Genomic DNA, 14,860 nt, shown 5'->3' with positions numbered 1-14,860 from the left:
TTAATACTCAGGCTCAGCTTTTATTGAACGACTCCGGTGAGTATCACTACCACCGGAGTATCCGAATGACCACCGAATTAAACATCAATACCGGCAAGCCGGTACAATTCATCGACATCAACCTCATCCTTTTGTTTATCAAGCAAATACCCTTCGGCGTAATCCTGAAATACTTTTCTTTCAATAAACAGACGGAATACGTTTTTATCAATATGCTGCTCATTCACCATCCCGGCTAAAATTTTCAGAGATTCCGACAACGTTTTTGCATTTTTATATGGTCGGTCTTTTGCGGTTAACGCTTCGAAAACATCCGCTAACGCCATGATTTTTTCCGGAATGGTCAGTTGTTCTCCGGTCAGACGACGGGGATACCCTCGCCCATCAACCCTTTCATGATGATTACCAGCAATATCAGGCACATTTTTCATCCCTTCCGGGAACGGCAACTGTGTTAACATTCTTATTGTCTGCACAATATGATCGTTAATCAAAAAGCGCTCTTCTTTAGTCAGAGTGCCTCTTTCGATGGATAAATTATAAATTTCGCCCAAATTCATTTCATAGTCTGGAAGAGACATATCAAATCCCCAGATATTCTCTGGATTATCTTTTTCTACCGGTGGTTTTTTATTACCCCAGGGAACAATATGTTCAGGCAAGTCATCAATCAGCTTTTCTGTTGCCGGTAAAATTTCCTCACCGATTGCTAACTTATCCGCTTCATGACGGGACAAACCAATCCGACGACTAAAATGCCGTTGCCAGGAGGTCCGGCTAATGTCTTTCAGGCGCGCTATATCACTATCCTGAACGGTTTCCCCTCCTATATTTAACTTCGCAATTAATGCAAAATCATCAAGCAGCGTTTGCTGTTCCTGTCGCAGGGTCCGTTCAAGCTTATCTGGTAATTCACCGTTTGCTATTCCCTTCCAGAAATCAATTTCTTTATCGCGCCAGAGAACTTCGAAACGGGTCCGTATTTCATGAATACGATTATAAATCGTCTCTAATTTTGTTGCTTTATCAATAATATATTCCCGGCTTGTAATCTTTCCACAATCGTGAAGCCAAGCCGCAATTTTAAATTCCCGCCGCTGGTTTTCATCCATCATAAACCCGGCAAACACACCATTCATTTCTTCCTGTGCATGGTCTATTAACATCTCAGCTAACATCGGAACCCGTTCACAATGCCCCCCGGTATAGGGAGATTTGGCATCGATAGCGTCAGCAAGCAAACGAATAATACCGTCAATCAATTGTTTTTGTTCCTCAACCAATTTTCTGGTTTCAATCGCAGTAGCCGCTGATCCGGAAATTCGGGTAACAAATTCCAGAAAAGCCTGGTTAACATTGCTATCACCGGTATCACTGGTATTGGCTTTAAGAATTAATGCACCGGTAATACTCATCTGACGATCTGACAAAGGAACACAGACAAATGATTCATCACCGGCAAACTCTTTCTGGCAGATGTCGACAATGTCACTTTTCTGAGCTTTAGGACAAGGAATAACCGGTTTCCCCCAACGGGGACTTTTTGTCGCCTGTACAAGCTGCTCTTTCTCTGAATCATAAAGATAAATCACAGCCATTTCTGAAGAGGTGATTTTAACCAAATGACTGACGACCCCGTTTAGCATCTTATCCAAATCACTTTCCTGAGAAAGCAGCATGGATATTGACTGAAAGTTTTTGATCGCAGCCGACATGTCACTTAATGACTGAGACAAAATATTCACTTCACGAATCGGATATTTAACGGTCTGGTCGGATTTAAACTCGAAAGCTTTCATGCCTTCTATCATTTTTGATAAACTCAACATTGGCCTGGTAATAAATTTGCCTAAACGCCAGCCAATAGCCAACAAAACAATAATAACCAAGCCAGACCAGAGTAATTGTTCCCGAAAAATTCGCCGAGCTCTTTCAAGCAACGCATTTTCAGGAATACCGTATAATAAACTCCAGCGTTCTTTTCCACTGGGACCAATTTTAATACTCTGTCCAAACCAAACGCCATCTTCGGTCATGTACTGCTGTAATATAGAACTGGTTTTCTTATTCTCGACCAGTTGTCTGAACAAAGGAATCCCGAGTTCATTGACTCTGGATAAGCGAAAATGTCCATCAGCAGTTTCATGAACGAACTTATTTAATTCAGGAAAACCAATAACCTGTAAATTTTGATTCACTAAAGCAAAGCGGCTTTGGTCATCTGGCACAAAAGACTTCATCATACCTGATATTTCCGCTATAGATGAATCTACTCCGACAACTGTACCCGGAGACGATGCTCTCATTGATAACGTCACGCCGACTTCTTTGGTTGTATAAAAAAGATGAGGACTCCCGATAAAAGGGGCATCCGATGCCATTGCTCCAACAAACCAGTCACGGGCTCTTACATCAGCCTGAAACTCTTTAGGTTTTATCTGAGATAAACGTTGAAAAAACTTATCAAAAAAAATCCATTGTGCAGAGTTACCCCTTCCTGGCCGGTTTCTCTCTACCGACTGAACCATATATTCAGACTTCTTAGGCGCACCAACTAAGTGACGGGTTTGGTCATTCTTTATTTTTCGCAAAAGGAAAAAATCACCATTCTTGTAGCAGATGAACACCGAATCCAGCACTGTATTCTCATCCAGAATCATTTTCAGCAAACCAATTTTTTTCATCCTGGACTCATGAGACTGGCTAGCAACAAGGCTATCCTGAGATAAGAATTTGATCGAAGTTATCACTGGTTCAGTATGTCTCTCAACCTGGCTATCAAGTTTCATCGCTATCTGATGAACATTTTCTTTCGCCAGATCAATCAAGATGGCTCTGGTACTATTGTAGGAGTGAGAGATCAGAGCTGCAGCAAGAACCAGCATACCCAAAACAATCGAGCAACTGACCAGGATCTGAAACCGAATACCGGACTGTCTTATGTTGTTCATTGCTATCCCTAAAAAATCCATTTAGGGTTATAATTATAATCAATAAGTTAACAAACGACATTTATTATTCTGATTTTTTTAGAAATAGTTTTCCAATAAATGCAACAAAATTCTCAGCAACTTCTTTAAAAATGCTGCGAAAAGTCACAAAAGAGACCGTTATACCAAACGAACGATAAAGCTCAACTGACCCTAGCTCAAACTATAAAACCGGCTTCGGCAGCCGCCAGTACTTTTCGGATAATATCGTCCCGATCAGCATTGGAATCAAACTGCTGATCAATCAAAGTAATGATAATCCATGCACAACAGACCACAGAAAAAGTACTTCACTTTTTCGCTGCCTTTAGAGGCCCTGCGAAATCCTTCCCCAAACATTAACCGGTACAACTCTGGGTGCTCACAGGCAAAATGAACATAGCTTAGACAAATGTGTTTCTCACTGCACCGACCGGACGCCTGTTTGCCAGAAATGCATTCCCTCTGTTGTTGATATGTCCATAAGCGGACTACTACAAATTATGGATAGAATGTTTCTCAGTCACTACGTTGTCGCCAAAGCCGTTGCTGCCGTCAGTATCGTATTTCCAGCTGTAATGGTTATAATTGCAATGTCATCATTGATTTGTGGGAAATGTCAGTGTCTTCACTGATTAGAGTCTCACCACCAGTCAGAATGGCACTTGAGGAGAGATTTATTATGTTGGATGTTCACGGATTATCAATTTTGCTGGCTATTGCAGCCATGTTACATGTCACAGAAGAATTTATATGGCCGGGCGGCTTCATTGCATGGTACCGGGAATTATGTCCTCCTCAGGAAAAAGGCCGGGGCCCCGAATATCTTATCTGGATAAATACATTAATGATGTGGTTTATTATTCTGGCAATGTACTTCGGAAACACACAAACCGGCGCATCAATCTGGCTGGGGGTAGCAACCATGCTGGTAATTAACGCAGGATTTCATATTTTAGGTGTCATTCGGCTCAGAAAATATTCACCTGGCATTGTCACGGCAGTTTGCTTATATATTCCTCTTTTCATCATCGGTATCAGCCAGTATTTAACCACGCATCTCATCTCAACAGAACGGATCGCTATTTATCTGGTCATCGCCATTGCCTATCATATGCTCTCTGCTAAAAAACAGGCCCAATAAATAGATGGATAACACCAAGATCAAAATAGACAAAAATGTTCCGGCACGATTTTTTGAACTTTCTGGTTATATTTCAGTCAAATTTACAATAAATTCAACTAAAATGATCCGTATTCAGGCAAGTCACTGATTCTCAACGTCATCATTCTATATTAAGAATCAGTAACAAAACGTAAAGACGGATAAGGCAAGCTAAGTAGCATAAAAACATTCATTTTCATGCTTTCGACAATTAAATAGTAATGACAAAAATGTTGATAAAAAATGGTCTATAACCCTTTTAAAAAGAAATGGTTATTTCATTTTAAAAGGGTTATAGACCATTTTAAAAAGAAATGGTTATTTCATTTTTCAATAAATTTATTTCTACTGTGACTGATACGTCATTTTGATAATTTACTCACCAAAAACATTCATTTTTGCCTACACTTAAATAGGAAAGTAGCAAACGGGAAATAATGATTATTAGGGGGGATAGTCATGAGAACTTTATCAAGAAAAGATCATAAAAGACCTTCCTTCTGGAAAGGGTCTTTAAGCCAGCAACTTATTGAAGTTCTTCATCAAATTCAATCCGACTTTCCCCAAATAGACCGAATTTCATTTGCTCTGTACGAACAAAGCACGGATCTGGTCAAAACCTATGCCGACAGTGCTCAGTACTGCACAGGTATTTTACGTCATTATGAACACAAACTTAGTTCCCTGCCTACCCTGAAAGAATGCGCCGAAAACCATAAGTTCCGTGTTATTGACAACTTTGATTCAGATTTAGATAACACCAGCCATCATAACCAATGGCTAATCGAACAGGGCCTGAAATCCTCTCTGACCATTCCCACCTACCTTGAAGAAGACCTGATTGGATTTATTTTCATCAATGCCACTGTGGAAAATTATTTTACCAATGATATTCAGGAAAAATTACTGCCTTTCATCGATATTATTGTGCAGGCAGCAACATGGGAATACGAAACCGTACATACTATTTTTGATGCCGCCAACAGCACCATACAGCGACAGCCAAGACACATGGCGCAACTAAAAGACCATCAGCAACGGATGCATTATTACACTAAGCTGATTGCGACCGGCGTGTCTCATGTCTATGAATTAAGCGATGAAGAAATTGAAAACATCATCATATTTTCACGCTTTCACGATATCGGGAAATTGAGCATTGCACCCTCTGTTCTGCAAAAATGTGCGAATTTACAAAAATCAGAAAAAGACAAAGTTTACGACCACATTGAAAAAGGTATTAACATCGTTGAAGAGATTATCTCAAAAACAGGCTGTAGTTCTCATGCGTGTTTGAATATACTGAAAGAAATCATTTCGTACTATCAGGAACGGTTAAACGGCACCGGCTACCCATTTGGGTTACAGGGAGAGCAAATACCGGTATCCGCCCGAATTATTGCTGTTGCCAATATCTTTGACGCATTAACCAGTCACAGGCCATACAAACAGGCCTGTTCTGTGGCTTACGCTTTGCTGGAATTAGAAAAAATGGTTTCAGGAGGAGAAATCGACAACCACTGTGTTAATGCCTTAAGACAGCACCAACAAAAATTGAGCGATATTATTAACGAATATCCCGAAACGGATCCCAGCGACATGGAAATAAAACATTAACTCACATGTTTGATAAATACCTTGCCCATACGTTTGGCGATCCACTCAGCCAGTTACCATCCAATGTAAAAGATGCTTTAGAAGCCTATTTTTGCTTTGTTCACCCGACTCAGGTCTCTGATCATGCTCAGGATCATAGCAAAATTGCGGTAATCAGAATCACAGACGCTACCCTGACTGCAGATTTAAAAACGTACTTACTCACATACCGCCAGAAAGGCTATGTACTGCTTTGTCTTTCCAACTTTTCAGTACCGCTGATTTCTCTGTATCCGGGTGTCTGGCTTATCAACTTTCAGACCGGTTCAGCCCCTCCATTCCGGTTACTATCTGCCGTTATCCGGGAATTTAATTCACTCGATATAGCTCCGATGTCAAAACAGAAAAACAACGATATCACTATCACTGAGCCACTTAATTCTGATTCCATCTTTTCGTTACTGTATATGATGGAGATGCAGCTGTCAGAAGAGCTGAGAGAAGATGATATTGCCGATCAATACGGTTACTCCGTGGCGTATTTTTCCAGAACATTCCACAACTTATTAGGTGTTTCTTTTCGGAATTACCTGTGCAGAAAACGCATTGCCTTTGCCAAACGACTGCTGATAGAACAACCCAATACAAAAATAGCTGTTGTTGCCCTTCAATGTGGTTATAAAGATCTTTCTTATTTCAACCGGATTTTTAAGAAAAAAGTCGGCATGAGCCCTGGAAAATATAAGGTTTTAGCATTAAGTTCATAGATACACATATCAACAAAATGCATATTGATTTTTATGGTGACGACACCCGAAATATCCAGCCAGTTGCTCACACCGGATGAACATCTCAGTCGATGGGCAAAAGACCGTCCGGATGAAATTTATTTAAAACAGATAATTAATCGCCAGTTTCATACCTATACCTTCGCGGATGTGATGACAAAATCTGCGGCTCTGGCAAATGGACTGAAACAACTTGGTGCAGCCCCCGGCGATAAGGTCGCCATTATTTCCAAAAACTGCGCTGAGTGGTTTATCTATGATTTTGCCTGCATGTTAGGGCACTTTATCAGCGTACCCATTTTCCCGACCACCAACAGAGAAACCATTTCCTATTGCCTTAAACACAGCGAAACAACGTTTTTATTTGTCGGAAAGCTGGACTCAACTCAGGAGACTGAGCAGGCACTGGAAATGTTACCGAACATAACAACAATTTCGTTCCCTTATCCGCTCTCAATGAATTGCCGTTACCAGTATGAAGATATCATCCGTCAATCCAATGCCGATTTACCCAATCTGAAAGCACATGAAGACGATGATATTATGTCTATCGTATACACCTCCGGCACCTCCGGCACACCTAAAGGTGCAATACTCAGCTACAGTGCTTTCACCTGGTCAGTGAATCAAATTACCAATTTAATCGGTATCGAACACGATGACCGTCTATTTTCCTATCTTCCTCTTTCTCATATCACAGAGCGGGTCTATATTTTAGGAACGTCCATTGAAACAGGCCTGAGTGTTGCTTTTCCGGAATCTCTGGATACGTTTATCAATGATGTAAAGATGCAACAGCCGACCCTCTTTCTGTCGGTTCCCCGCTTATGGACGCTTTTTCAGCAACGTATTACCAGTAAAATATCACCGTTAGCCTTGTCCATAGCTCTGAAAACGCCTTTTGTCCGCCAGTTAATAAAAAACCGAATTGCTCAGGAGTTAGGGCTGGATAAAGCCAGAGTCCTGGGATGCGGCTCAGCACCCATATCGCCGACAATACTAAAATGGTATCACCAGCTAGGATTGCATATCACCGAGGCCTGGGGAATGACGGAAAGTCTGGCATTGGGCTCGCTCAATTTCCCTTACAACAAAAAGAAACTGGGAAGTATCGGTGTTGCCGCTCCCGGCGTAACATTTCACATTGCCGATGACGGTGAACTTCTGGTGCAAAGCAAAGGGTTATTTTCGGGATACTACAAGCAGCCTTATGAAACCCACGAAGCATTTACGTCTGAAGGATGGCTGAGAACCGGTGATTTAGGAGAAAAAGATACCGAAGATTATCTCTATATTCTGGGTAGAAAAGCCGACTCTTTTAAAACGGCAAAAGGCAAATTTGTATCACCGCAACCAATCGAACACTTTATTTCGGAAAAACTTAAACTCGAGTCCCTATGTCTTATAGGTTCCGGACAGCCATCTCCAATCTTACTCATTGTGCCATTTAAGTTCAAAAAGATGGATCAGGCCCGCTATGAAAAGTCCATTTCAGCCATCATTCACAAAATAAATGAAAAGCTTGATTCTCATGAACAAATCAAAGGCGTGCTCATCGCAAAAGAGGACTGGTCTGTCGAAAATGAAATACTGACACCGACGCTCAAAATAAAGCGCCGGGTACTGGAAAATAAATATCAGTTTATCGCATCAAACTGGCCGAAAAATCAGCTTATTATCTGGGAAAAATAAGCCGGAATACTGTCTCCGGGATATTAATAATATAAAACTTTAATTACGGTCTTTTGCCCGGATTTCAGCCAGTGCTCTCTTTAGATTTTCATTGGCTAACTGGTAGTAAACCGGATTTTTATCAATAGCCTGCTGAAGATAAGGAATGGCCATTTCCGGTTTACCCTGTAGCATCAGAAAATACCCGACATTATTTAAGGCCTGATAGTCTTCCATGCTGCTCATAAAGACACCCAAGGCCTTTTGTACTTTATTCTGAGCCAGATAAATCAAAGCCAGATTATTCTGAGCCTTTTCATTGTTTTTCGCCAGTTTTAACGCTGCTATGGTGGTCCTTGCGGCTTCACCATAATCCCCGCTCATGTAATAAGAATACCCCATATTAATGAGGCCTTTCGCTGACTTAGGATCAATAGTAAGCGCTTTCCGGTAAAAACCCTGTGCCAGAGCGTGCTTATTATCGACATCATATAATATCCCCAGTCCCATATAAGCAACGATCGGAGATTGATTATCAACTGTCAGGCCGTTAATACGGGTTGACGTTAATGGCTCTTTTATCTGTTGACTTCCAGCTTTCATCCTCAGTTGATCCGCATTAATGGCTCTGAGAAAATAGCTTTTACCCTGCGCGACATCACCCTGTTTACTGAAATTCGCCCCCAGTTGCTCCAGTACTTTCACATTATCCGGATTTTCTTTTAATGCCATCAGATAAGCTTTCTCTGCCAGAGCAATATTCTGACGGGACTGATGTATCTGCCCAATGGTATAAAGCGTTTTATCTTTATGTACCCCTTTTGGTAGCTTCAGAGAACGGATGTATTCATACAACGCCAGATCCACATTGTTCTGCCCCAGAGCCTTATCTCCCCGTTTTATTGCTTCCGTTTCTGTTTTCGGCGCGTCTTTCAGATTAAAACTTTCAACTTCCTGACCGTCATACAATTCGCTGTCAAAAGGCATCGTATTTTGCTTCGAGTGACCGGCACACCCCACAAACAGAAACGCAGCAGTACATACCATTACTATTTTTATATTCATAACACCACTCCAGTTAAGCTCCCAGGGCATCAAGAAGGAATAAAATGGACGGCCCGACAGCAACGATAAAGAAACAGGGCCAGATAAAGATCAACAGTGGAAAAATCATTTTGGTCGGAATTTTTGCCGCAATCTCTTCAATCTCCTGATTTCGCCGATCCCGGTAGTCTTCCGTATATTCACGCAATGTCTGAGCCAGACTGCCACCAATCCGGGATGCATGCGCCAACATCTTCACCAACCCCATAATCTCGGTAACACCCGTCCGTTTGACTAACTCTTCAAACGCATCATTCAGCTCAACGCCGGAATTCACTTTGGCACAGACTGTATCAAGCTCATCCGCAAAATCCGGATGTGAAATTTCCAGCTCTTCTGAAACTTTTTTCAGCGCGGAATTAAAACCGAGCCCAGACTCCGTGCAGACCACGAGCAAATCAAGCGCATCCGGAATGGCATTACGTATTTTTGACTGCCGTTTCTTCACTAACTGATGCAGGACAAAATTAGGTAAGAACAAACCGGTCGCTGCCGCCACAATCATAAGCAGATTCGAATAGGGAATATCCGTACCAAAAAAGAAAATACCCGCCGCCGCTCCGACACCAATCACGGTGGTCATCATTTTAAGCGCATAAAACTGAGTCAGAACGCTAGATTCGTGGAAACCGGCGTGCATCAGTTGATTCTTAACCGAATCCCGCTCCTTCTGACTTTTCGGAGAAAAAAGAGGTGCCAGTGATTCCAGCGTATTATCTATTTTTCTGGACCCGTCGGTCACTCTGGCTTCCCCATCCATTGATTTACGTATCTCTGCCAGCTTCCTTTTGGTATTAGAGCGATAACCAAGCAAGAATAACGCAATGGATAATGCAATCAGAGTGACAGCAAGGAAAATACCTCCCAGAACTAAGGTTTCCTGATCAAGTCGAATCAGATCTTCAAAATAGGCTTGTATGTCATTCATATCACACCTCGAAATTGATGATTTTCCGCATCCATAAGGCACCGAAGAATAAGCTGATCACCCCGAATGTGATCAGCTTGATCCCCCTGGGATCTTTATAAAGTAAAGACGCGTTGTCCGGCTGAATGACCGTCATTGCCAGAAACAGGATGAAAGGCGCCAGAATCAGTATCCACGCCGACATACGGCTTTCTGCTGAAATGGTCTTAATTTTCCGCTGCAATTTAAAACGGGCCCGTAATACCCGGGACACTTTTTCCAGATTTTCCGATAAGTTGCCGCCGGTTTCTTTTTGTAGTAATACCGCACTGGAAAAAGCAAGGATTGATACCGTTGGAGTCCGTTCCGCCATCTGCATAATGGCCAGACGCATATCGTAGCCAAAATTAAGCAGATTAAAGGCCTTTTTAAACTCAGAACCGATCGGTTCCGGCATTTCGTTTCCGACTTCCCCCATAGCCTGAGAAATCGGCATCCCGGCCTGTAACATCCGCCGCATGATATCCAGCGCTTCCGGTAACTGCTCTTCAAAACTGGTTAACCGATCTGAAATCCGTTTATCCAACAGAAGATTCAAAATGATCCACACAACCGAAAAGGCAAACAAAATGACATACCATGGCTGATCAAATCCAAACAACGTCAGACATATCAAAATATCTACGGCCAGAGTGATCCCCAGCAACCTGGACAAAGAAATGCTTAATCCCGCCATTTCCAGCTTTTTCTGCATATTGGCAAAAAAAGTAATCGACACCAGCTTGCGATCCATCGGTGACAGAGACTTCAGGTAAAATTCCCGTAATAACGAGCGGGATTCCTCATCCAGTTGTGCTTCTGTCTGCTTTAAGCGATGAGTCAGCAGTTTATGTCTGGCCTGATTTCCCACTGCCGGAATAAGCAGAGCCTGAGAAATAAATACCACAGCAAAAAACAACAGTACCAGAAAGATTGTAATATCATCTTGCATTGCATCCTCCTACTGGTAGGACTCACTAAAAATATCAAAAGGTATATGAAGACCTCTTTTCGATAACTTATCGTGACATTGAGGAATTACACCGGTTGCGGTGTAAAAACCGACCACGTTACCCTGCTCATCAACATTCTGACGCTGGAATTTAAAAATCTCAGACATGGTAATAATTTCACCCTCCATGCCGTTGATTTCCGAAATGCTGACCATTCTTCTTTTACCATCTTCCTGACGTTCCATCTGTACAATAAGGTGTATCGCGGATGCAATCTGAGCACGTAAGTTCTTTGTAGAAACATTCCATCCGGCCATCGAGAACATGTTTTCCAGACGGCTTAATGCATCACGTGGGGTATTGGCGTGAATGGTTGCCAGAGAACCTTCGTGACCGGTATTCATAGCCGCAAGCATATCTACCGCTTCACTTCCCCGGACTTCCCCTAGAACAATCCGGTCAGGACGCATACGCAAAGTGTTTTTCACCAAATCGCGCTGATTGATTTCCCCTTTCCCTTCCAAGTTGGGCGGCCGGGTTTCCAGACGAATGACATGCGGTTGTTGTAACTGAAGCTCGGCGGAATCTTCAATGGTGATAATCCGGTCATCATGAGGAATAAAACCCGACAAAATATTCAGTGTAGTGGTCTTCCCTGAACCGGTACCGCCTGAAATCAGCACATTAAGCTCGCCTTTCACCGCAGCTTCAATAAAGGTGGCCATTCCGGGAGAAAGAGAATTATAAGAAAGCAGGTTATCCATAGTCAGCTTATCGACCGCAAACCGGCGAATTGACAATGCCGCTCCATCCAGTGCCAATGGTGGAATAATGGCATTAACACGGGAACCGTCCATCAAACGGGCATCAACCATTGGCGAGGCTTCATCAATACGGCGCCCGACCTGGCTGACAATCCGGTCAATAATGTTTCTTAAGTGTCGCTCATCCAAAAAGGTATAAGGCGTTTTTTCTAATTTACCAAACCGTTCCACAAAGACACTTTTCGGCCCGTTCACCAGAATATCCGACACCGTTGCATCATTCAGCAAAGGCTCTAACGGCCCTAACCCGAAGACTTCATCTTCTATCTGCTTAACGATCCGTTTCCGGCCTTCAACACCTAAAGTATGAGTCGGATCATCGGCCATCAATTGAACAACAGCGTCATTGAGTTCTTTTTTAGCCCGATCTTTTTCCAGACTGGACAGAATCGCCAAATCTAAAATTTCCAGCAGCTTCTGATGGTAGTAGTGTTTTACTGACAGTTCCTGTTCCAGTTGTTTTCTCGCTTCATCAACCGTCTTTTTTTTCACCGCCAGTGCAGATTCATCCGGTTTACTTGAAGTACCCTCCGCGCTCACCGGTTTATCACTCGTCTCACTTTCTTTCTGCACAGACTGTTGCTCGGCTTTCAAGGCTTTATCTTGAAAGTCAGGATTGATATTTTTTCGCTTGAAAAACATCTCGCCCTCCTGTTTAGCTGAATAACCGATCCAACCAACCTTGTTCAGACTGTACATCAGGACACAGACCAGCACTGAATTCATGTATCGATTTACTAATCACGGCATTGGGTTTGGCCATCACAAATGGCTTTCCTAAATTCGTACTCTCTATTGCCACTTTAAAATCATTAGGTATCGTCATCACATTGACACCGGCCAGCGAACTCTGAATATCTTTAAGTTTGATCTGCTGTTTTTTTTCATAGCGGTTCACCACAATCGACATCGATTCTGCCGCAATCCCATATTCGAATTTCAGTGAACGGATAACAGATGATGCATTTTTAAGCGCCACCAGATTTTGCTGCGTAACCAGAAACACATTGCTCGCCTGAGTCAATACTGAGGTAAACAGACCATCAATGCCCTGAGAAAAGTCCACAAAAATATATTTATAATACCGGCGGAGAATGGGTATCAATCCCGCTATCTGTTTGGACTTTTCATAGTTTTCCAACCGGGTTTCCGGATTAAAATTCAACATATGTAATCCGGACTCATGCTTGGTAACCAATCCCTGCAAAGACATCTCGTCCAGATCTTCCTGGCTGTCGATCGCATCCACAACGCTGTACACAGGATTCAGATTCAGATAATCGGCCGCAACACCAAAATGACTGTCCAAATCAAGAAAAAGAACATTCTCCGGTATATGCATCGCCACATCCACAGCCAGATTCAGCCCGATGGTTGTTGCCCCGGCCCCCCCCTTGGTATTAATAAAAACAAACAACTCTGCAAGCTTACTGGTGGAAATCTTATTTTCAGCAATCTCGGTCAGCAGATGCATTAAATCCTTAGCACTGGCAGTATCAGACAAATAATCTGAGGCTCCCAGACGAAGCGCCATTCTCAACGATTCGTTATCCGATTCATCACCAAAAACCACCAGCGACATTTCATGCTGCTCATCCTGTTCAATATCAGCATGCTGTAATTTGGCAATTTTTTGCGCCCACCCATGCCCCGTCTGCACAAATAACAAATCCGGCAGATTATTGGTTTTAAACAAGTCCGGATTCACTTTTTCTTCCGGAATAAATTCAAAGTTAACCCCCAGGCACTGAACCAGCTCCCGTGCCATGTGTAATTTAAACTCGTCATCAGAATACAACACCCATACATCAAGCAGCGTTTTCAACCGCAGAGGCGATGACGAATACATATCATCACTACCAGACTTTAGGTTTGTCATTTATTCTCCCTACTGGCAGGTATCGTAACTCGGGTTATCAGGGTCATAATCGTGAGGCAACCCGAGACTTTCTGCCGGTAAAACCGTCTCTAAACCAGGCATAGCCAATACTCCGTTATTGCCTAATCCCAAAAATGAAAGAATGCCGGTCATACGAAAAGAAAAGCCGACGACCGTGGCTCTGACATAAGCAACAGAACCGATTTCATCGTTAGTGGGGTTCGCTTTGGGATTCGAAAACTCAACACCACTGTTCAGATTCAGATAATCCACCTGAATATGCTCACTGGTAATTCCCAGAGGTTTCCCCTCTGTAACCATAGTCGAAATATCCGCACTGGGGTAACACACCGCCCCTAACCGTGCTGCTTTTCGTGATACATCATTCAGTGTCTGCATCGAATAGAGATAAAGTCCCAATTCAATAAAGCTGAAAATCACAATGAGGAACCCCGTCACCACAACCGTGAATTCAATGATTGAAAGACCTTTCTGGCGGTTCCGGCGCTTCATCATCTTGTCATCCTCATAATTGCAGATGCACTTAACTCAAAAGTGAAGTCATTTTTGATAACGGCAAAGTCAACAAAAGGCGAATAATGATATACCGCGGTCACATTGACATAATCGCCATTCTCCGTCACGGTAACATCACTTTCCTCTAATGCAGCCAATGGCTTATCTTCGGTGTTACCACATCCGGCAGAAAGATTGCTGGTCGAACCGGTGACAACCACACAAATGATTTTTTCCTGAGCTTCCGAATAAGGGATACCGTAAGCATCATAAATTTCTGTCGCCGCGTAACGGGCTCCGTTCTGAACCAGTTTTGTCAGTGTCTGATACTTAACCAGCATCAACCCCAATTCGATCACGGCCCCCATCAGAATAAAAATAAGCGGCATGGTGATCGCAAACTCAATCGCCGATAATCCTTTCTGTTTTTTCAGGCTACGGCTTTTCAT

Annotated in this window: 12 protein-coding genes; 4 read left to right on the top strand and 8 right to left on the bottom strand. The window is 42.7% G+C overall.

Translation table 11 applies throughout. From position 1 onward, the window contains the following. Window positions 1-77: 77 nt before the first annotated feature. A complete protein-coding gene (locus LRQ06_RS10680; RefSeq protein WP_232766311.1) occupies window positions 78-2,951 on the bottom strand; it encodes an HD domain-containing phosphohydrolase in 2,874 nt (957 codons plus the stop codon). Window positions 2,952-3,651: 700 nt separating this feature from the next. Here LRQ06_RS10680 and LRQ06_RS10675 point away from each other — a divergent pair. From LRQ06_RS10675 to LRQ06_RS10660, 4 genes are all read left to right on the top strand, one after another. Continuing rightward, window positions 3,652-4,113 carry an HXXEE domain-containing protein gene (locus tag LRQ06_RS10675; RefSeq protein WP_232766310.1) on the top strand — a complete coding sequence of 154 codons (462 nt, stop codon included), beginning with the start codon at window positions 3,652-3,654 and terminating at the stop codon, window positions 4,111-4,113. 480 nt (window positions 4,114-4,593) lie between these two features. After that, a complete protein-coding gene (locus LRQ06_RS10670) occupies window positions 4,594-5,751 on the top strand; it encodes an HD-GYP domain-containing protein (protein WP_232766309.1) in 1,158 nt (385 codons plus the stop codon). 5 nt (window positions 5,752-5,756) lie between these two features. Further along, on the top strand, window positions 5,757-6,497 hold the full coding sequence (locus LRQ06_RS10665) for a helix-turn-helix transcriptional regulator (RefSeq protein ID WP_232766308.1): 741 nt from the start codon (window positions 5,757-5,759) through the stop codon (window positions 6,495-6,497). Window positions 6,498-6,530: 33 nt separating this feature from the next. Further along, complete coding sequence (locus tag LRQ06_RS10660) at window positions 6,531-8,210, top strand: AMP-binding protein (protein WP_232766307.1); 1,680 nt, start codon at window positions 6,531-6,533, stop codon at window positions 8,208-8,210. 39 nt (window positions 8,211-8,249) lie between these two features. Here the strand turns inward: LRQ06_RS10660 and LRQ06_RS10655 are convergent, their stop codons facing one another. The 7 genes from LRQ06_RS10655 to LRQ06_RS10625 are packed head-to-tail and all read right to left on the bottom strand — an operon-like array spanning window position 8,250 to window position 14,860. Next, window positions 8,250-9,254 carry a tetratricopeptide repeat protein gene (locus LRQ06_RS10655; protein ID WP_232766306.1) on the bottom strand — a complete coding sequence of 335 codons (1,005 nt, stop codon included), beginning with the start codon at window positions 9,252-9,254 and terminating at the stop codon, window positions 8,250-8,252. 13 nt (window positions 9,255-9,267) lie between these two features. Beyond that, on the bottom strand, window positions 9,268-10,221 hold the full coding sequence (locus LRQ06_RS10650) for a type II secretion system F family protein (RefSeq protein ID WP_232766305.1): 954 nt from the start codon (window positions 10,219-10,221) through the stop codon (window positions 9,268-9,270). Window position 10,222: 1 nt separating this feature from the next. Beyond that, the gene (locus LRQ06_RS10645) at window positions 10,223-11,191 is read right to left on the bottom strand and encodes a type II secretion system F family protein (protein WP_232766304.1); all 969 of its coding nucleotides are present in this window, start codon (window positions 11,189-11,191) and stop codon (window positions 10,223-10,225) included. Between the two features lie 9 nt (window positions 11,192-11,200). Then, window positions 11,201-12,658, bottom strand: a complete 1,458-nt coding sequence (locus LRQ06_RS10640) for a TadA family conjugal transfer-associated ATPase (RefSeq protein ID WP_232766303.1) — start codon at window positions 12,656-12,658, stop codon at window positions 11,201-11,203. 13 nt (window positions 12,659-12,671) lie between these two features. Beyond that, window positions 12,672-13,895 (bottom strand): AAA family ATPase, encoded by a 1,224-nt coding sequence (locus LRQ06_RS10635; RefSeq protein WP_232766302.1) that lies wholly within the window; start codon window positions 13,893-13,895, stop codon window positions 12,672-12,674. A gap of 9 nt (window positions 13,896-13,904) precedes the next feature. Further along, entirely contained in the window at window positions 13,905-14,411 is a 507-nt protein-coding gene (locus tag LRQ06_RS10630) for a TadE/TadG family type IV pilus assembly protein (RefSeq protein ID WP_232766301.1), read from the bottom strand. Then, window positions 14,408-14,860, bottom strand: a complete 453-nt coding sequence (locus LRQ06_RS10625) for a TadE/TadG family type IV pilus assembly protein (RefSeq protein ID WP_232766300.1) — start codon at window positions 14,858-14,860, stop codon at window positions 14,408-14,410. The genes LRQ06_RS10630 and LRQ06_RS10625 overlap by 4 nt, the downstream gene beginning before the upstream one ends.

Source organism: Vibrio salinus (assembly GCF_021272385.1).
Taxonomy (GTDB): domain Bacteria; phylum Pseudomonadota; class Gammaproteobacteria; order Enterobacterales; family Vibrionaceae; genus Vibrio; species Vibrio salinus.
The sequence above is the reverse complement of the archived record's forward strand: the minus strand, read 5'-3'. Positions and strand labels throughout refer to the sequence as shown.

Coding starts and splice junctions, on each gene's coding strand:
- LRQ06_RS10680 (WP_232766311.1), bottom strand. CDS start 2,951: ATGAACAACATAAGACAGTCCGGTATTCGGTTTCAGATCCTGGTCAGT.
- LRQ06_RS10675 (WP_232766310.1), top strand. CDS start 3,652: ATGTTGGATGTTCACGGATTATCAATTTTGCTGGCTATTGCAGCCATG.
- LRQ06_RS10670 (WP_232766309.1), top strand. CDS start 4,594: ATGAGAACTTTATCAAGAAAAGATCATAAAAGACCTTCCTTCTGGAAA.
- LRQ06_RS10665 (WP_232766308.1), top strand. CDS start 5,757: ATGTTTGATAAATACCTTGCCCATACGTTTGGCGATCCACTCAGCCAG.
- LRQ06_RS10660 (WP_232766307.1), top strand. CDS start 6,531: ATGGTGACGACACCCGAAATATCCAGCCAGTTGCTCACACCGGATGAA.
- LRQ06_RS10655 (WP_232766306.1), bottom strand. CDS start 9,254: ATGAATATAAAAATAGTAATGGTATGTACTGCTGCGTTTCTGTTTGTG.
- LRQ06_RS10650 (WP_232766305.1), bottom strand. CDS start 10,221: ATGAATGACATACAAGCCTATTTTGAAGATCTGATTCGACTTGATCAG.
- LRQ06_RS10645 (WP_232766304.1), bottom strand. CDS start 11,191: ATGCAAGATGATATTACAATCTTTCTGGTACTGTTGTTTTTTGCTGTG.
- LRQ06_RS10640 (WP_232766303.1), bottom strand. CDS start 12,658: ATGTTTTTCAAGCGAAAAAATATCAATCCTGACTTTCAAGATAAAGCC.
- LRQ06_RS10635 (WP_232766302.1), bottom strand. CDS start 13,895: ATGACAAACCTAAAGTCTGGTAGTGATGATATGTATTCGTCATCGCCT.
- LRQ06_RS10630 (WP_232766301.1), bottom strand. CDS start 14,411: ATGATGAAGCGCCGGAACCGCCAGAAAGGTCTTTCAATCATTGAATTC.
- LRQ06_RS10625 (WP_232766300.1), bottom strand. CDS start 14,860: ATGAAAAGCCGTAGCCTGAAAAAACAGAAAGGATTATCGGCGATTGAG.